Origin of the sequence: Pseudobacteroides cellulosolvens ATCC 35603 = DSM 2933 (assembly GCF_001262605.1) — a bacterium.
GTDB lineage: Bacteria > Bacillota > Clostridia > Acetivibrionales > DSM-2933 > Pseudobacteroides > Pseudobacteroides cellulosolvens.
Window position 1 is genome coordinate 3,834,288 of sequence record NZ_LGTC01000001.1, and the last position, 18,960, is coordinate 3,853,247.

At 37.6% G+C, this 18,960-nt stretch carries 16 protein-coding genes and 2 pseudogenes; all 18 read right to left on the reverse strand.

The annotated features are described in order from the left end of the window. Positions 1-16 precede the first annotated feature (16 nt). Entirely contained in the window at positions 17-853 is an 837-nt protein-coding gene (gene pylSc, locus Bccel_RS15605) for a pyrrolysine--tRNA(Pyl) ligase large subunit (RefSeq protein ID WP_036939018.1), read from the reverse strand. Positions 854-895: 42 nt separating this feature from the next. Then, positions 896-1,777 carry a uroporphyrinogen decarboxylase family protein gene (locus Bccel_RS15610; protein WP_036939021.1) on the reverse strand — a complete coding sequence of 294 codons (882 nt, stop codon included), beginning with the start codon at positions 1,775-1,777 and terminating at the stop codon, positions 896-898. Then, a pseudogene (locus tag Bccel_RS15615) lies at positions 1,774-3,446 on the reverse strand (ASKHA domain-containing protein). Before Bccel_RS15615 ends, Bccel_RS15610 begins: the two are co-directional and overlap by 4 nt. Further along, positions 3,416-3,715: a 2Fe-2S iron-sulfur cluster-binding protein gene (locus tag Bccel_RS31600; protein ID WP_242857021.1), complete on the reverse strand. Its 300-nt coding sequence runs from the start codon at positions 3,713-3,715 to the stop codon at positions 3,416-3,418. Before Bccel_RS31600 ends, Bccel_RS15615 begins: the two are co-directional and overlap by 31 nt. A gap of 368 nt (positions 3,716-4,083) precedes the next feature. Continuing rightward, positions 4,084-5,472 (reverse strand): annotated as a pseudogene (locus Bccel_RS31605) (monomethylamine:corrinoid methyltransferase). Beyond that, complete coding sequence (locus Bccel_RS15630; RefSeq protein ID WP_050753528.1) at positions 5,441-6,136, reverse strand: corrinoid protein; 696 nt, start codon at positions 6,134-6,136, stop codon at positions 5,441-5,443. The pseudogene Bccel_RS31605 and the gene Bccel_RS15630 overlap by 32 nt, the downstream one beginning before the upstream one ends. Before the next feature lie 91 nt (positions 6,137-6,227). Continuing rightward, positions 6,228-7,244, reverse strand: a complete 1,017-nt coding sequence (locus Bccel_RS15635) for a uroporphyrinogen decarboxylase family protein (RefSeq protein WP_036939031.1) — start codon at positions 7,242-7,244, stop codon at positions 6,228-6,230. 326 nt (positions 7,245-7,570) lie between these two features. Continuing rightward, on the reverse strand, positions 7,571-8,815 hold the full coding sequence (locus Bccel_RS15640) for a helix-turn-helix domain-containing protein (protein ID WP_036939033.1): 1,245 nt from the start codon (positions 8,813-8,815) through the stop codon (positions 7,571-7,573). 302 nt (positions 8,816-9,117) lie between these two features. Continuing rightward, on the reverse strand, positions 9,118-9,456 hold the full coding sequence (locus tag Bccel_RS15645) for a P-II family nitrogen regulator (RefSeq protein WP_036939035.1): 339 nt from the start codon (positions 9,454-9,456) through the stop codon (positions 9,118-9,120). Between the two features lie 53 nt (positions 9,457-9,509). Further along, entirely contained in the window at positions 9,510-10,847 is a 1,338-nt protein-coding gene (locus tag Bccel_RS15650; protein WP_036939037.1) for an ammonium transporter, read from the reverse strand. A gap of 307 nt (positions 10,848-11,154) precedes the next feature. Beyond that, positions 11,155-11,910 carry an adenosylcobinamide-GDP ribazoletransferase gene (gene cobS, locus Bccel_RS15655; RefSeq protein ID WP_036939199.1) on the reverse strand — a complete coding sequence of 252 codons (756 nt, stop codon included), beginning with the start codon at positions 11,908-11,910 and terminating at the stop codon, positions 11,155-11,157. 71 nt (positions 11,911-11,981) lie between these two features. Then, positions 11,982-12,539 (reverse strand): bifunctional adenosylcobinamide kinase/adenosylcobinamide-phosphate guanylyltransferase, encoded by a 558-nt coding sequence (gene cobU, locus Bccel_RS15660; protein ID WP_036939039.1) that lies wholly within the window; start codon positions 12,537-12,539, stop codon positions 11,982-11,984. Between the two features lie 45 nt (positions 12,540-12,584). Continuing rightward, positions 12,585-13,691 (reverse strand): pyridoxal phosphate-dependent aminotransferase, encoded by a 1,107-nt coding sequence (locus Bccel_RS15665; protein ID WP_050753529.1) that lies wholly within the window; start codon positions 13,689-13,691, stop codon positions 12,585-12,587. Positions 13,692-13,715: 24 nt separating this feature from the next. Next, on the reverse strand, positions 13,716-14,753 hold the full coding sequence (gene cbiB / locus Bccel_RS15670) for an adenosylcobinamide-phosphate synthase CbiB (protein ID WP_036939041.1): 1,038 nt from the start codon (positions 14,751-14,753) through the stop codon (positions 13,716-13,718). Between the two features lie 13 nt (positions 14,754-14,766). Next, positions 14,767-16,308 carry a cobyric acid synthase gene (locus Bccel_RS15675; protein ID WP_036939201.1) on the reverse strand — a complete coding sequence of 514 codons (1,542 nt, stop codon included), beginning with the start codon at positions 16,306-16,308 and terminating at the stop codon, positions 14,767-14,769. After that, positions 16,305-17,726, reverse strand: a complete 1,422-nt coding sequence (locus Bccel_RS15680; protein ID WP_036939043.1) for a cobyrinic acid a,c-diamide synthase CobB — start codon at positions 17,724-17,726, stop codon at positions 16,305-16,307. Before Bccel_RS15680 ends, Bccel_RS15675 begins: the two co-directional genes overlap by 4 nt. Before the next feature lie 12 nt (positions 17,727-17,738). Next, entirely contained in the window at positions 17,739-18,269 is a 531-nt protein-coding gene (locus Bccel_RS15685; RefSeq protein WP_036939045.1) for a cob(I)yrinic acid a,c-diamide adenosyltransferase, read from the reverse strand. A gap of 42 nt (positions 18,270-18,311) precedes the next feature. Further along, positions 18,312-18,938 carry a histidine phosphatase family protein gene (locus Bccel_RS15690; protein ID WP_050753530.1) on the reverse strand — a complete coding sequence of 209 codons (627 nt, stop codon included), beginning with the start codon at positions 18,936-18,938 and terminating at the stop codon, positions 18,312-18,314. Positions 18,939-18,960 lie beyond the last annotated feature (22 nt).

Consider the following 18,960-nt stretch of genomic DNA (forward strand, 5'->3'; position numbering starts at 1 on the left):
AGTACTCCTTTCAATTTCAGATATTTAACCGGACTCCATTAAGATAAGTAATACTTTTGCCCATGCTATGGATATTACGTCCGCCTTCTTTTGCCATAAGCAGTCTTTCAAGACCAAATCCAATTCCTATCCATGGCCCTGTCATTCCCCATTTTTCATCTAAAAAATGGGGTCCCATGGCACTTGAACCAAGCTCTGTATCACACAACATAACATCAACGGTATCACCATATACAACAGATGATGTTCTTTCAAGATGATATCCTTCAATCCCCACCGTTTTCATCACAACTTTTGCAAGCTCCTCTATCCTTTTCTCCCGATCTTCATCAGCTGTTCCCCATTCCACTAGATTCAGCATTGTGAATTCGCTTAAGTGCTCAGAACCTTGAGATTCTTTTCTAAAACATGAGCCTATTTCAAAAATTCTCACAGGCATTTCCCAAATTCTTACCAGATCCTTTAAAATATAATAAAGGTTCGGTGCCAACATCGGTCTTAAACATTTACCACCATCCACCCAGAAGACCTGAGAAAAAAGAGTATGATTGTCATCTATAGTCATCTTTTCCAAAAGACCTTTTGATAAAAGCACAGGGGTTGTTACCTGAACAAAGCCAATATTATTAAGTGCATTTATGAGTTTTGTTTCCAGTTCACAAATTGGTGGTCTTTTTGTCATTTTCCTATACTCTTCAAGGCGGCTGCGGCCTTCTCTTGCCAGCACCTTTTCTATTTTCTTAAACTCACTGTCACGCTCTTTCAATGTATCAAATTCTATAATCATTTGCTCGTTTTTAGCCCCAAGCTCACCCAGTCTCTTCTTTTGAGACTCACTCCATAAAATAGACATTTTTAATTCACCACACTTTCGAATTCATTAAAATTTGATATGCTAAGCTAATTCAATTTTCCAAACAGCCGGTTTTTTCATAATAAGAGGTGTGGACCTTAGGCATCTATGCCCTACAAAATTAATATCACTACGTCCTAACATCCTTATAATTGCTTCACCATAAGTCAACCCCGCTTCAACCTCTACAGGCTTAGAAACACAAAATCCAGTCTTTTCAAAAGCAATAGATGTCTTTCCGCAAAGATGGATAATGGAATTATCCAGATGTCCCTCAACCCTCTTAAGGAGATTGTATGAATGTTTGCCGCTGATTTCTCTATAGATCTTAGGGCCCACAAGGCCCAAATCCCCAGTGGGATCCGCATAAGATATTATATCTGCACCTTTATTAACACCCTCCAGAATATATTTAAACAAGCTGTCTTCAATCTTCTGTAAAGTGCTTTCAATTAAATCACGACGATTTTTGATTCCCTTATAAAGAGACATAGAGTCTATAAGCAAGGCAATTATGGTAAATGGCCCCTCAACATTAAGCACTACATTTTTCTCTTTTAACTTCAAAAGGCTTACTGCATCAAGTACTTCCTTTATACGCCCCTTTTCAAGGTCAATTTCTTTAATATCAGCCAACTCTTCAATTTTCTTATATTTGTATCCTTGAAGAACAGGGCCTGTTTTTTCTTCTCCTATCCTAAAATCGCCCCCAATAGCTTCTGCCTCAACAGTTACACAGAACGGAAGCCTACAGAGTGTATCATTATCCATTTTTCTCATTTCATCAGAAACCAAAGCCATGGAATCTTTCTTAGTGTGGGCAGCACTCCTTGGTATTCCTGTATTTTTTACAATAGAATCCGGGATCAGCTCCATTGATTCTCCTGAGCATATAAAATCCAATTGATTACTAAAATCATTCATACCGTTTCCTCCAAAGATTTCTTATTGCCGGTAAAACCATCCTTTGCTTGTTGAAAGCTCATGGCCTCATAAAAGTACTCCTGAAAATCTTTATCTGCTGCTGACTCTACGAACTCTACAAATCTTGCAACTTCCTTTGCCTCATCTCTCTTGCTTTTATCAAAAAGTGCCAATTTAGCTCCCTCTCCTGCTGCATTTCCTACAGCTGTAATATTTTCAAGTCCACAATCAGGAAACATACCTATTGTAAGGGCACTTTCCTTATTTATGAAACTTCCAAATGCTCCAGCAAGAACTATTCTATCTATCTTTTCGAATCCACTCCTTTTTAAAAGTATTCTTGCACCTGCATAAAGGCCGCTTTAGCCAACTGAACAGCCCTTATATCTTTTTGGGTTATTGATATATCCATACCTAATTCATTCTCATAATTCCATAGGAGAACATATTCCATTTTACCTTTTTCATCTTTTCTAACCCTGGGTGAGGTATTCTTTTTTACTATTGTGCCGTTTTTATCCACTATTCCTGACTTAATCATTTCTGCCACAGCGTCAATTATTCCAGAACCGCATATTCCTTTAACGTTTACCATTATTGACCCGTCATGCCATTTGTCATCTCCGATTATTTTTATGGAGGGCTCCAGCGACACCTCATCAATCCTGACTCCTTCGATAGCTCCAGGTGCTGCTCGCATGCCAAATTTTATCTGTGCGCCTTCCAAAGCAGGCCCGGTTGCACATGAAGTGACTAGAAGACGCTCTCTGTTACCAAAGGCTATTTCCCCATTGGTACCGATGTCAATAATAAGTATCTTTTTATCCTGTTTGTAGGGCTCTTCGGATATTAGTACAGCTATGTTATCTGCACCGACAAACCCTGCTTCAATAGGAAGGAAATGTACATTACCTCCATCCATAATGTTTAGTCCCAAATCCCTGGCCTTAATATCAAGAGAGGATCTTACTACCGATGTAAAAGGTGAGCAGCCTAAGTAAGAAGGATTTATATTAAGTGCTATATGATGCATTGCTGTATTACAAACTATTACAACCTCAGAAATCATTTGGGCAGCTTTCCCGCAAGACTCAGCCATTCTCTCTATCAGCCTGTTAAGCTCTTTAATAATTAATGAGTTCATCTTTTCCAAGCCGTCTTTATTCATCATTACATAAGTAATCCTTGAAACAACATCATCCCCGTAGCAAACCTGGGGATTTACCATTGAATCCCTAAATAAAACTTTTCCTGTTGCAAGTTCGCAAAGGTAAGCTGCAATTGTTGTAGTACCCAAATCTATTGCAATTCCATATACTTTATCAACATTTCCCTCCTCAACTGCAATTATCTCTCTGTCATCTAAAAGTGTTGCAATTACATCCCATTGACTTTTTCTAAGTACATCCGGCAAGTCAAGAAGGCAGCTATAATCGATTTTAATTTCATCCTCAAGATACTTATAACATGCCTTTAAACCGTCTATAAGCCTTCCTGCATCATCCCTGTAATCGTCAAGAGTTGGTTTTGTAAGTTTAACATGGTATTTCTTAATATTTGGGTCTATTTTAAATGTATTTTCTTTTCCAGTTTCCAGTATTACCTGTTTTAAAGCCTTGCTGGTATCAGGAACAAAAATTACAACATCCCCATAATTTTGGTACAACATGCAAGCCTGAAACCTTCAGCAAATTCCGCCTCGGTAAGGAGTGTTTTTTCATGCATTGAAACAGTTGATATATTTCCCATTTTGGACTCTATGCCATCTTTTTCAGAATATCCTTCTCGTATTTTCACCTTGCACTTTCCACAACTTACAGCACCACCACAGGGAGCATCAATATCAACCCCAAGATCTCTTGCTGCCTCCAGTATGGTTTTCCCCTCTTGTATACACCCTTTAATTCCTTCAGGTTGAAATACAACATTAAAAGTCATATATATCACGTTCCTTATAAAATTATTTATATACTATATTGACAAGCCTGCATTAAAAATCAACCTATTCTTAGACATTAAAAAATAGCCAGGCTCAAATATATTTGGCGGAGAGTCCGGGAGTTACACCCGGCTGCACGGATTTAGAGTCCATGTGATCCTTGCGATCCACCCTCCATGTTAAAAATATCCTGACTATTTTAGAGCTGAATTTAGTTTTTAAGAATTAAGATAATTATAAAACTTTATTACAATCATCAAAACATTTTCCGATTCGCAATCCGGGCAAATACATTATTGGTATTCATTACAGATGCGGAAAAGGAATACGGACTTATTTGTTCCCGTACTCCTTTTCCGGGAATCTGTTATTTAGTCCAGTAATCAAGCCCTAATCCTGTCAGAATCTTCACTGCCTCATCATACACGCTGAGATATTCCTGTGTTGGAAGCAATGTAATAACATCATAGCACTCTTCAAAAGGCTTACCCTTTGGTGCTGCCTTATAATCCTTTTCATAAATTGATACCAGTTTATCCAGTATTTCATTTACTTTTTCAGTTTCCATACCTGCAACTGCACGAGCAGCTTCTGCCATCATTCTAGCTTCAAGGCCTGTAGTGTAATTCGTTGCAACACCCTTTGCAGAAGCGACCCCTGATAAAATTTCACGTCCGCTTGCAGTATCAGTTATCGCCTGTGCCGCTGTCTCCAATAAGCACATTACCGTACATGGGCCTGCAGCTGTATAATACTGGTTACCAAGCATCAGATGAGTGTTAGCCTCTATTGCCATCGCACAGTGTCCAGCTACAGCAAGAGCCTCTCTGGCTGTAGTGATACCCCAACGCACATGAACAGGCCCGTCAAGATGCCAGGTTGCATTTAACATTACGAAGGCATTAATAGTTGTAGCAACATCGACAATTGTAGTCTCTTCAAGACCACCTGCATAACCTCCGTATATAGGCATTTGCTCAACCATGATGACATTACCAGCCAGTACATAATGAGCTGTAGCAATCAATGCACCTACATCGATTTTAAGCTCATTTAACTGGGATACTTCATGGCTGTCAGAAGGCCTCATCCCTCCAGGAAAATCTGCAGCTATTACTCCTGCGGGTGATAGTGAAGTTTCGTTCCCCTACAACCCCATACCCGATCTTCCGGCTCTGTCCTGAGCAGCTCTTACCATAATTGCTTCAGACTTTACTGCTGCTATTTCCCACGGACTTCCAGGTACAGGGTCATGACCTTTAATTGTCTGGAGTACACCGTCAACTATTGTGTCAACAAGAGGCTCCTGTGCATAGGACTGGTGTATTGCAAGAAAGTGTTCCTCTGAACATGGTGCTCCCGTTGGTCCCCCTTGAATAAGAGGTGATTTTTTATCACTGAAACTTCTTGGCACAACCTCTTCTGCTTCTTTACCTTCACCGTATATAAAACGGCTAGGTGCAGAAGCAATTGCAGCGTCTACTTCCTCTTCGGTGTACTTAATAACACGGCCTGTATCAATACAGTATATACCGCATTCTACCAACAGCTCCTTACCTGCTTTAAAAAGGTTGTTTATGAGTTCTTTGTCAGTGGGAATTATGGTCTTCTTATCCATTTTGATGTTGTATTTCTTTTTTAACATCCCAACTGTTTGAGGAATAACTTTATAGTCCCATTCCTTTTCTTCCATCTTAGGCCCGCTTCTTGCCCTATCATATACATCAAATACAGTCAATGCTTTTGCTAGTGCCATTTGTATCACCCCGGATTTCTAACATTATTTTTTTAGCTATTTCAACTGCTTCAGATGCACTTTCCGAATAACCGTCTCCACCTATTTTTTCTACCCATTCACTGGAAACAGGAGCTCCTCCGAACATGCACTTATATTTCGCTCTTACGCCTTCCTCTTTCAGCATATCTACGATGTCCCTCTGTGAAGGCATAGTTGTAGTCATAAGAGCAGATCCTACAATAATGTCAACGTTATATTCCTTTGCTTTTGCAACAACCTCAGTTACAGGTACATCCCTGCCAAGGTCAATTACTTCAAAACCGCTTGCAGAGAGCATTGTCTTGACAATATTTTTACCTATGTCATGAATATCCCCCTGAACAGTATGTATAAGCACCTTTCCCAGTGAAGCATTCTTTTTGTCTTCTTCAGACATAGATGCTGTAAGTATGCTCACTGCTGCTTCAAAAGCTTCTGCTGCAAGTAACAGCTGTGGGACGAAAACTTCCCCCTCGTCAAACAGATCACTAATGGTTTTCATACCGACAGCCAAGCCGTCATTTATGGCAACCAGCGGGTCAATTCCAGCTTCTACAGCTTCTTCAGCCGCTTCCTCAGCCATTTCACTTTCCATTTCTTCAATAGCCTTTTTTAGCTTTTCAAGAATTTCATTTTGGCTCATTATATTACCTCCTTTTTTATTTTTAAATTAAATATATATTATAATCAGGATAACCTGGCTATTTGTAAACGAATTTTTAGTATCTACCAAACTAATGATTTGATTTATTAAACTCTTCAAGTGCTTGGAAAAATGCATCCAAATTTTCAATAGGAACCCCAGGCGGCAAATCGCATCCTGATGATAGTATAAAGTGAGGATAAGGCTTCATTTTTTCCAGAAGATTCAGTGTCTCTGTCTTTACCAGCTCAGTTGAACCATGGCTTAAAACCCTTGATGGATCTATATTTCCAAAGACCAAAACTCTTGGAGGTATCTGGGAAATAATATCTACCATATCAACCGCATTACCGAAATGATATCCCTTAGCTCCTGTTCCTAGCATGGATTCAACCATCTTTTTTGTTTGCCCGCAGTTGTGAAGTACAACAAAGAAATATTCATCCTGTACTGCATCCACTATTTTCTTGACATAATATGAAGAAAACTCCTCACACTGCTTTGGCGACAAAAGCCCTGCAGTAGGCTCTGCCAGAAGGATCCCATTTGCACCAGCTTCTTTAAAAGCTTTAGCATAATTGATTAAATATTCCGTACATTTATCCAATAAAATCTTCACGGTATCCGGGTCCTTTTTTAAGGACTTCAATGTGGTTTCAAGTCCCATCAGTACTGCAGCTAAAGAAAATGGTCCAAGCATTCCGCCAAAAGTAGGACGGTCAGTTATATCCTTTGAAGCCAATTCAGCTGCCTTAACGAATATAGTTCCACGTCCCGATTCAATTGAAGGTATCTTTAGACTTTCGGCAGATTCTCTATCTTTTACAATTTCATTGATAGTACGCGGTGCTTCTATTTCAGAAAAATGAACATCACATCCGAAGGTTTCAGCTTCTGTGGTCAAGTCCATTCCTGTCATTGCACCTATCATTTTAGGGTATTTATCAATAATACCTTTCATGTTTTCAAATTGTGCCTGAGAATTGTTTACTACCTCAATTATCTTTTTACCATTCCCTTCAAGGCAGGGGAAAAACAGTATAGGTAGAATTTTGACATCTTTAGCAGCAATTATATCCTCAGCCCATCGTTGCATATTAATTTTCATCTACTTTCCTCCTTTTCTTATATTTTTTTACTGCAATAGGCAATACTTATTTGTTATATTTACAAATAGTAAAATAAAAAGCCCACCAAACACAATAACGAAAATCGTGTTCGGAAGGCTCCATAGCCATAATATGAGTATTATACTTCCAGGTATAATAAACAAATTATTAAATATTTAGATAAATATAAGTTCTTGTTCTAACCTTATGTAACAATGGTAACACATCATTATGCCAACGTCTATGGTTTTTGCAGTACAAAGATTTTTGTACCCGAAAGACAAAAACCTTTAAATACTTGGATAGTCCGGTAATAACATATACTTCAGTTTACTTCTGAAGACAGCTTAAAAAGCTTATGAATTTTAATAGCTAAGAGCAGCCTCAGGCAATCCTCAAGAGAGTGCAAATCAACATCCAAAAGGCTTTCAATTTTTTTTAATCTGTATTTCAAGGTATTCTTATGTATAAAAAGCTTGTCTGAAGCTTCAATCGTACTTGCATTCTCATTAAGGTATGCATCAAGTGTATCAATCAGATCCGATTGGTTTAATCTATCATAACTTAGGAGAGGTTTTAAAATCTTATCAAGATATTTCTCCAATAATTTCCTGTCTTTAAGAGACATCAATAGAAAATAAACATCAAAGTGAGGAAATCGATGGGTAAGTCCAGACAATCCTTCAACCTGTTTTAAAATGAGCATTTGCCTGGCTTCACGCAAACTTCTGTTTATTCCTGCCACACCTAGATGAGCTCCCCCAAGTCCCAAGCTAAGATTTGTTCCCGGAATTTTTTCTCTCATTTCCCTGTCAACTTTAAAAAGGAATTCTTCAATCTCATCCTTATCGTCAAAAGCTGTAGTTAAAAAAACAACACTGTCATTGCTTATTGCTGTAATAATATTTCTAGGCGGACAGAGCAGAGAAGCTGCATTTTTAATTGTATTGTTTAACTCAGGAACCACTATCGTTATTTTGTCATTATATTTTTGATAGTTTTCCTTGATATAATCCTCAAATCCTTCAAACTTTACAATACCTGCCTGGTTACTGTTATTTATACTCATTCCGCAGGCATTAAGGCATTCTGCTATATAACCGTTATCAAGATTCTCATTATTTAATATACATTCCAAAATATTTTGATCGGATGTATCATTCAATTCATCTACAATAATCGCCTTGCAAATTTCCTTTTCAATCTTGACCTCAGTCCCATTATGCATATACATTTCAAATAATGGCATCTTCAATTCATTCGAAAGTTCTATTACTTCATATGTAAGATTCTCCACAGTCATGGCATAACATACAATTATACCTGCTGCTTCCCTCTTATATGCCTCATTTACCAATGCAAGCATATCTTTTATTTTAATACCGGAATTATTTCCTGAAACTATAACCAAATCGTCCTTTTTGATTAAACTGAAGGCCCCTTCACAAGCCTTAATTAAATCTGTTCTTACAACCCATTGTATTATTCTTCTGTTCCCTTCAAATCCTGCAATTTGCTTTAAGTCCTTAAGAATACTCAAATGGAACAAAGCAGAGCACAATAAAGGCATATTTTATCACCTCAAAACTTTAGTAATTACTGCATCATTGCCTCTAAGCTACTATGCCTGAAAATTATGCCAAGCTTCATTGCCCGCATATACTCACTTATTATTATATATCATTCCAGCATTATTTGTCGAATTACCCACTATCTTGACAAAACCTACAACTCCCTGAACAATATTACGAAGTGATTTTGCCAACCTTGATGTTGTCGTGAAAAACAAACATAAAAAGGAGTGTATTAAAATCATAATACACCCTTATAAATATAAATTATCATTTATATAGTTTTTAAATTATTTCTTCCTTATACAGCATTTTCTCCTTTTTCTCCTGTTCTAATCCTTATCACTTCCTCTACATTGTAAACAAATATTTTTCCATCGCCAACCTCACCTGTTTTGGCTTCTTTAGAAATTATTTTTATAACATCTTCCACCTGAGAGTCCTGAATAACTATTTCAATTTTTACCTTAGCCAGAAGATTTAGGGTTACTTCAGTTCCACGATAATACTCTTTTCTTCCCTTTTGCATACCACACCCCATTACCTGGGATATTGTGATTCCGTGAATATTGTATTTGTTTAATTCATCCTTTATCTCTTCAAGCTTTGCCGGACGAATAACTGCTTCAATTTTCTTCATATATAGCACTCCCATCATTATTTGATAATTCTGTTCTAATTACATGACATTTTTCATATAGCAATTGATTCTTCAGTAGACAGCTTCTCATAAGCTTCTTCTCCATGCATAGCATAGTCAAGGCCTTCCTCTTCCTCTTTATCGCTAACTTTCAGTTTTATAAACATGGATATAACCTTAAGTATTATAAATGTCGCAAGTCCTGACCATAAGATAGTTATACCTACAGCCAGAAGCTGAACTCCTACCTGAGCAGGATTTCCTGCTAAAAGTCCATCTGCACCTAGTGGATTAACGCTCTTTGTTGCAAATATTCCAGTGGTGATTGCTCCTAATATACCTCCCACACCATGACATCCGAAAGCATCAAGTGAATCGTCATACCCCAATCTTTTCTTCAGGAATGTAATTGCAAAGTAGCAGACAGGGCTAACGCAAAGGCCCATAATAATAGCTGATACGGTTGTTACATATCCAGCAGCCGGAGTGATGACGACCAGTCCCACAATACCTCCGGTAAGTGTTCCTAAAATTGTAGGCTTACCTCTATGCATCCATTCAAGAATCATCCAGGAAAGCAGAGCAGCAGCCGCAGCAGTATTTGTGTTTACAAAAGCGAGACCTGCCAGTTCACCTGCCGAAAGTGCACAACCTGTATTAAATCCAAACCATCCAAACCAAAGAATACCTGCACCAATGAGAACCAAAGGGATATTGTGAGGTATAATGGGCTTCTTGCCGTAGCCTTTACGTTTTCCAATAACCAATGCTGCAACTAAAGCAGACACACCTGAACTTATATGTACAACTGTACCTCCTGCAAAATCCAGTGCCCCAAGATTTCTTAAGAAACCTCCCACAGCCCAGACCATATGGCACATCGGATCATAAACAAGTATGCCCCACAGCAGAACAAAAATAATATACGCTGAAAATCTCATTCTTTCTGCAACAGCACCACCAATTATTGCAGGTGTTATTATAGCAAACATCAATTGAAATATTGCAAATACATTGTGCGGAATAGTGGCAGCATAATCTGCATTGGGTGCACCACCCACACCACTGAAACCAAACCAGTCAAAATTACCTATTATTCCTGACAAGTCAGGACCGAAAGAGATTGAATAACCAAATAAAACCCATTGCACCGAAATGAGTCCAATAAGTACTATTGAACTCATCATTGTATTCAGTACATTTTTCCTTCTTACCATACCACCATAAAACAAGGCCAAACCAGGCGTCATGAAAAACACTAATGCAGATGCCACCAATACTAAAGTTGTATCACCCGAATCAACTTTTGCTGCCTCTTGTGCAAAAGCAAGAATCGGTAATCCAAATAAAAATGATAAAGCTAATAAAGCTGAAAAAATCTTTTTATTCATTTTGCTTGCCTCCTAAAAATTATTTAAATATAAAATATTGATAAACTAAAAAAAGCCTTTAAAAACAATAAGTTCAAACAATGAACTCTCGTTTAATAAAGGCTTCATAGCCGCAAGTTGTATTACTGCACTTCGCGGTACAATAAACTATTAATTTGAAGTAAATAAATTAAAAGTGCTAACGTACTATTACAATATCACCGGGTAAGTATTGCAACTTTGTTGTAATAGTACCATATTTGGTTATTGTAGTCTATGGTTCAAACAGAACAAAGATTTTTGTACCCAAAGGACAATTTTTATTTTATTAAAAGTAAAAGTTGATAAAGACATAAGTAGCTAATAAAAACCCGGTTTGGTTTAATTCGCACACTGCACCCAATATATCCCCTGTTGCTCCATCTATCTTTTTTCCTAAAAACTTAACAAGGATAAAAGACATAAAGATCGGAATTAATGAAAGAATCAGCCCTTTAATATGTAAAACACAAAAGAATATAATGGCATGAAAGAAAATTCCTACTCCAAGCTCCTTCCAACTGCATAGGTCTATAAATGACTTTCCAAGCCCTTCTCCGCTTCGTGCATACTTTGATACACACGCTCCTGTAAGGGAACCTATTCTGCCGGCTACAGGAAAAAGGATCAATATCTTTAATGTATACTCTTCACTCATACCTGAAATTAAAACCCAGTTAAGGAGTATAACTGATGCTATGGCAAGTACAGCATTAGTACCTACCCTGCTGTCCCTCATTATTTCAAGCATCCTATCCTTGGATCTGTTTGAAAAAATCCCGTCGAAGGTATCTCCCAATCCATCCATATGTAATCCTCCGGTCAATAAAATATATAGTACTATAACAAGTGCAGCTGCAATGGAAGTTGGAAAAATACATCTACTGATATAAAAGCTGCCAGCAATTATACTTCCGATAATGAGCCCGATTATTGGAGCAAAAACCAAAGCTTTCCCGAATTCTTCATTTTTTATTTCGATTTGAAGTTTAACTGGAATTGATGTAAAAAACTGCAACATTAGAATGAACCTCTTAATCACCATACACATCTAGTCCTTTACTTTATTCACCATTTCTCAACTTATTACTTGTCTTTTCTATGAATAGAAAAACATTACTTGATTTTCATAGGAATTCCGCAAACACATAAAAAAACTTCCTGTGATGCTTTTGCAAATCTTTGATTCACTCTGCCGGCAATATCCCTGAACATTCTAACTGAAGCTCCTTCCGGCACCAGACCTACTCCCAATTCATTTGTTACCAAGACAAACGGTACGTTTAATTTGTTTATAACACTAATAAGCTTTTCAACTTCAGTCATTATATAGTTTTCTATCCCTATCATTTTACTGGCATCAATATCATCCCAGTTCCGATATTTTTCAAACATCAGATTTGTTATCATAACTGTTATACAGTCTAAAAGCACAGCCGATTTACCTTTTACAATATCAGGTAGCATCAAATCAAGGTCCTTATATGCCTCTAAGGTTTCCCATATATCAGGCCTTTGCTCTCTATGTTTTTTAATTCTAAGCTTCATCTCATCATCAAAAGGAACTGCTGTAGCTATGTACAATATATTATGACCATAGCCCTTTACTTTTTCCTCTGCAAATGCACTTTTACCGCTTCTCGCTCCGCCTGTAACCAGTATCAGCTTTCCCATAACCTCACTCCTCTGAACAAAATCACAAAGTGATTTTTAAGCCTTCTATATTACTTCATTTAGGATCTCTATAAATTTTTCATTACTGTCTCTGTCCTTGATTGCAACCCTTATAAAACTGTCATCTAAAAATCTAAAATTGGATGCATCCCTAATAAGTACTCCTTTAAAAGCCATTGATTCTCTTAGTTTATACGAATTAGTCTTTTTATCCTTTATCTTCAACAAAATAAAATTGGTATTTGGCTTAAACACATGAACTTTTTTCAAATTGCATAAGTCATTATAGAAATGATCTATTTCCTTTGAAAGCCATGAAGTCGTTCTATCAAGATATCCATGCTTATTTCTAAGAATCAAACCGGAAATACCTGCAAAGCAATTGACAGACCAGGTAACTTTTCTTTTCCATAAATTAGATATAAGTGCCTTGTTCCCCAAGCCATAACCAAGTCTTAATCCAGGTATTGCAAAAAGCTTGGTAAAAGCTCTTATAATAAAAAGGTTATCAAATTCCCTCAGGTATGCTGTCATTGAATTAAGATTTCCACCTATGGTAAGTTCTACAAATGTTTCATCAATTATCACCTTAATACCCTTTCTATAGGCTGCCTTTAATAGATTCAGCAAATCATCAGGAGATGTAAGAACAGATGTTGGATTGTTGGGATTGCAAAGTATTAATGAATCAGCATCGTTATCATTCATAGAACTTATCAACTCATGCACATCCAGCTTGAAACCTTTAGATTCCTTAATCCTGTAAAAAACTACTTCCGAACCTGATTTTGAGGCAGCTCTCTCATATTCGCAAAAGGTAGGTGAAGGTATCAATACCTTCTTGGGCTTTAACTCGTCAAAAAGGAGAAAAATTACCTCTGCTGCACCATTACCAATTATTATTCTATCACGAGGAACATCTAAGTATAATGATATATCTTTCCTCAAGTCATTACACTCAGGATCAGGATAACTTGAGAGCAAATCCATGTTTGATATAATAAGTTCTCTAAGCTCCTCAGGAATCCCTAAAGGGTTTATGTTTGCACTATAGTCCAGAAAGTCTTCTTTCCTAATACCATACCTTTGTGAAGCCCTGTAAATATTACCCCCGTGTTTTTGGACAGTTTCATTTATAATTCCCTCTTCCATTTAATCAATCCTTCATCCTTTACTTTAGATTAAATAGCAATGCACAACTGTATAAATTAAAGCAAAAAGCTTTAATGCCAGAATGGCCGAACAATACATAAGCCTTATTGTCCTTTTTATATCAAGAGCCTCAAAATCCCGGTATGCATCTCCAATGGTAGGCTTTTCTACAACTTTACCGAAATAAACATTGTTTCCTCCCATCATTACACCCAGTGCACCTGCAACAGCCGCCTCAGGGTAAGCACAGTTTGGACTTTTGTGATTCCTTCTGTCTCGAAGCATTATCTTAAAACTTTGTGCCCCATTCATTCCGCAAATAGCAGCAGAAAGTGGTAATAAAAGTCCAGAGATCCTTGCAGGAATATAATTTGCAGCATCATCAGCCTTGGCAGAAAACCTTCCCATGTCAATATATTTTTCATTCATATAACCTACCATAGAATCAAGAGTGCTTATAGCTTTAAATGCATACGCTAATGGAGCTCCAAGTCCGAATAAAGAACCAAGTACAGCATAGAACAACGGAGAAATAACTCCATCAACAGTATTTTCAGCAGTTGTTTCAACCACTCCTCGAACAGTTTCCTTACGGCTTAAGCTTTGTGTATCACGGCCTACAAGCATTGCTAGGCTTTTTCTTGCTCTCTCAATATCATTATTTATCAGTTCACGGTACACTTTTTTTGCCTCAACAGCAAGACACTTTGTTGCAATAGATGAGTAAATGATATATATATTAACGATATGGAACAGGATTGGACTAATAAGCATTGCCAGTTTAAGAATTATAAGCACTGTAAAAAAAGTCGTTCCTACTACAATGATTGTAAGAAATATTCCTGCAAGCCTCTTTGATTTCCTTAGTTCATCTTCAGTACAGGTCACACTGGCGAATGAATCCCCTTCAGTTCCTCTATTTATATAGTTTCTTAAGCCCTTCTCGGTTTTATTTATTAGCAATCCGATAAATCTTACCGGATGGGGCAGCCAATGAGGATCTCCAAAAAACAAATCCAAAACAAATGCTGCAACAATGTCCAAAAGCAGCCAAATTGCCATTCCTATCTCCCCTTTATTTGTTGCATGTACCTAAATTTATAATTTCATATATTTTTTCTATGTCAAGGCTGGATCTTAAAATTTCAGCAAGCTTATCATACTGCATTTCCTTATACTGATTAAACTCCATACTTTTGTCATAATGAAGCTTGGTTAAACCCTTCCTTTTTCTTATATTGTTTACAAAACCTATCGTAAACTCCATGTTGTCAAAAATACCATGTATATATGTACCAAATACGCTGCCTTCTCTGTTCATTACCCCTCCTACGAACTTTGCAGCACTTCCGGCGGCTTTATTTAACTCTATAAAAGGTATACATCCTTCTTTGTATTCAGTAGTACCCATATGTATTTCATAGCCGATTATTTTAGTATTGTCAAGGTCGTGAAGCAGCTCGGTATTACTCGAAACAACTCCCTCGACCTGGGTTGTTATCTTCTTTTGCCCAAAAACTGTACTTGAATTCAAAAGTGACATTCCACAAATACCAAGAAGCTCTGATTCTGTCTTGTATGGATCTTCAATATTTTGGCCTAACATCTGATAGCCTCCGCATACACCAAATATCACAACACCTTTTTTGTAGAGGTTTTTAATCACTTCCTCCATTCCTGATTTTTTAAGATAAAGCATGTCTTCTATTGTATTTTTAGTACCTGGAAGAACAATAAGATCAGGTTGTCCAATTTCATGAGAAGTATCAACATATCTAACTTTTACTCCCTGGAGATTTTCCAATGGGTTAAAGTCAGTAAAATTGGACATATGAGGAACCTTTATAATAACTATATCAATTTCGCTTATATTTGCACCTTTTTCCTTTTGAAACCTTTCTGCAAGGCTGTCTTCATCTTCAATATTAAGCTTTGTATAAGGAACAACTCCCAACACAGGGACCTTTATTATATCGTAGAGCATATCAAGTCCCGGCTTTAATATTTCCAGATCACCCCTGAACTTATTTATAATAACACCTTTAACCCTTGCCTTTTCTTCCTCTGTCAAAAGCAGCATGGTACCTGCTAAAGAAGCAAAAACACCGCCCTTATCAATATCACCCACAAGTATAACCGGCGAACGGGCGATTTGGGCCATTCCCATGTTAACTATGTCATTTTCTCTTAAGTTTATTTCTGCCGGACTTCCGGCACCTTCAATAACTACAATATCGTTTTTAGAGGAGAGTCCCATAAAGGTTTCTTTTACCATCTCGGCCAGCTGAGGTTTAAACTCATGATACTCTGCTGCTGACATATTCTTATATACTTGCCCGTTTAAAATAACCTGTGCCTTTCTGTCTGTGGTAGGCTTTAATAAAATTGGGTTCATTGTGACAGATGGTTCTTTTCCGGCTGCTTCAGCCTGAACTACCTGTGCCCTGCCCATTTCCTTGCCTTCCTTTGTTATGAATGAGTTAAGTGCCATGTTCTGAGATTTAAACGGTGCAACATCATGGCCATCCTGCTTAAATATTCTCAGTAATCCGGCAGTTATTATGCTTTTACCTACAGATGATCCTGTTCCCTGAATCATTAAGCTTTTACCCTTCATCCTTTTTTCTCCCCTTTCCTTAGAACTTTGTATTCCATACATCTTTTTATAAACTCCGCTGCAATGCCTGTATCGGACCAGAAATGAATATGTGGATATCCTGCTATAAGGTTCTTCTTCCTGTATCCGCAATTCCAAACCTTTTGGGTTTTTGGTTTATAGACCTTGTACCCGTCTGGAAAATCGTCATTATATACAATTTGTGAATAATGAAATTCATGTGCCCTCACCCTGCAGCCCTTTTCTGAAAGTACCGAGCCCTCTTTTATTTCAACCTCGACATACCCGAATCTTTGCAATTTTTGGGTCATTTTACTCTCCGCATCAACAACACCAGCCATTTTATAACAGTTTCCATCATTGTCTGTAATAGTATCAGTTAGATACATAAGGCCTCCACATTCTGCATAAGCCGGAATGCCGCCTTCTATTGTGGTCTTTATTTCATCCATCAATGAAGAGTTTTTCTCAAGCTCATGGGCCCACACTTCAGGATAGCCCCCTCCCAAGTATAATCCATCAATATTATGAGGAAGCTGTTTATCCTTCAGAGGGCTAAAATATACAAGCTCTGCCCCCAGCATTTCAAGAAGATCCAGGTTATCTTTATAGTAAAAATTAAATGCCTTGTCCATGGCAACTGCAATTCTTACCTTGCCCCTTTCTTTCAGATGCCCCGGAGTTATTATATTTATTGGTGGTTTAAGCTGGCCCATGCATATTTCTTCAGTGTCATTTGCAATATTTATAAGAGCATCAAGGTCTATTGTAGTCATAATCTCATCAGCCAAGCTGTCAAGTTTGGTTTTTAATCCCTCTAATTCATCACTTGGAACAAGTCCCAAGTGTCTGCTTTGAAGGCCCCATTCTTCATTTCTCTTTAGATAGCCTATAGCTTTAATCCCTGTCCACTCTTCGATAATATCCTTTAGCATAATGTAATGAGCTTTACTTGTGATGTTGTTGATTATTACCCCTTTTATAGCCGTTTCCCTGTTAAATTCAACAAAGCCTTTTACCAGTGCAGCTATACTTAGTGACATTCCTTCACCGTTTACCACTAAAACAACCGGTGCTTTTATGATTTTTGATACATGTGCTGTACTGCCTTCAATGGAATTTCCGCCAAAACCGTCATACAGCCCCATAACCCCTTCAACTATTGCTATGTCTGCTCCGGTAAAACTTCTCCTTAAAAGATATGAAACCGTACTGCTGTCTAAAAGCCAGCTGTCAAGATTCCTTGAGTTCCTTCCTGTTATAAAGGTATGAAACATGGGGTCAATATAGTCAGGCCCTACTTTATAGGGCTGTACAACAAGTCCTCTTTTTAACATAGCTGCCATAAGACCTGTTGACACTGTTGTCTTTCCACACCCACTGTTTGTTCCAGCAATAACTAGCCTTGGGATTTTCATCACACCACATCCTTAGCTTTCAATTCCTATTCTTGCACCAATCCCTTTGTCAATAGGGTGTTTTATAGGATTTATTTCAGACACATAATCAGCAAGGTCAATCAATTCATAAGGTGCAGCTCTTCCGGTCACAACAAGTTCCAATCCATGAGGCTTGTTTTTCACAAATTCAACTACTTTTTCAAGAGAAATAAATCCTCCCTTTATTGCACCTAATACTTCGTCAAAAATAAGCATATCCCAGGACCCGCTTTCAGAGTCTTTGACTGCTGTGTCAAACAGCTTGTTTATGCCTTTGGCGGTTTCCCTTTTTTCTTCATCGTTCATATTCCATGTAAATTTATTAACCATTTCAAACCTTTTAACGGTAAATCCCGGCTCAAGGTTTTTTAAAACATTCAATTCCCCTGTGTCGGCGGATTTTAAAAATTGAACCATGTATATCTTAAATCCCCTTCCGTAAGCCCTTATGCCAAGTCCTATGGCAGAAGTTGTCTTTCCTTTTCCATTACCTGTATATATATGTACCAAGCCCTTTTCCATTAGAATCACCCTCTTAATAGTTGGTTATTTTTATTTGTATCGTCACCACAACAGATCCTCACCAAGGTGGCTGTAATCACTTTCCATAACTATACTGAATTTATTGTCTTCATAATCTATAACTGAAATTGAAGCATTACCAATCCATTTAATTTCAGGTTCAACCTCAAGTCCCACACTTCGGAAATAATTCATAAGTGCCCGTATGGCAATACCATGTGTGACAATGCAAATATTTTTTCCATTGTTTTTCTTTATTATAAATTCTATCTCATTCACAATGCGGCTGAAAAATTCCATCATGGACTCACCATTTGGCATACAGTGCAGATGGGGTTTGTTTGACCATACCTCAAAATCTTCCGGCCACCTTTTCTTAAGCTCATCCCATGTTATACCATCCCAGTCGCCGCCATTTATCTCCTTAATTCCTTCACTTATTGTTATGGGAACATTTATCTCTTCGGATATGTACCGTGCTGTCTGTATGGCTCTACTTAAGGGGCTTGAGTAAATCACTTCAATGCCAAAATCCTTAAGCCTCTGGGCTACACATTTCGATTGCAGATGGCCCTTTTGTGTAATATTTCCATCAGTCCACCCGTGAAACTCTCCTCTAACATTTCCTTCCGCTTGTGCATGCCTTGTAAGTATAAGTCTTGTTCTCATTTTATCACCTATGTTTTAGCTC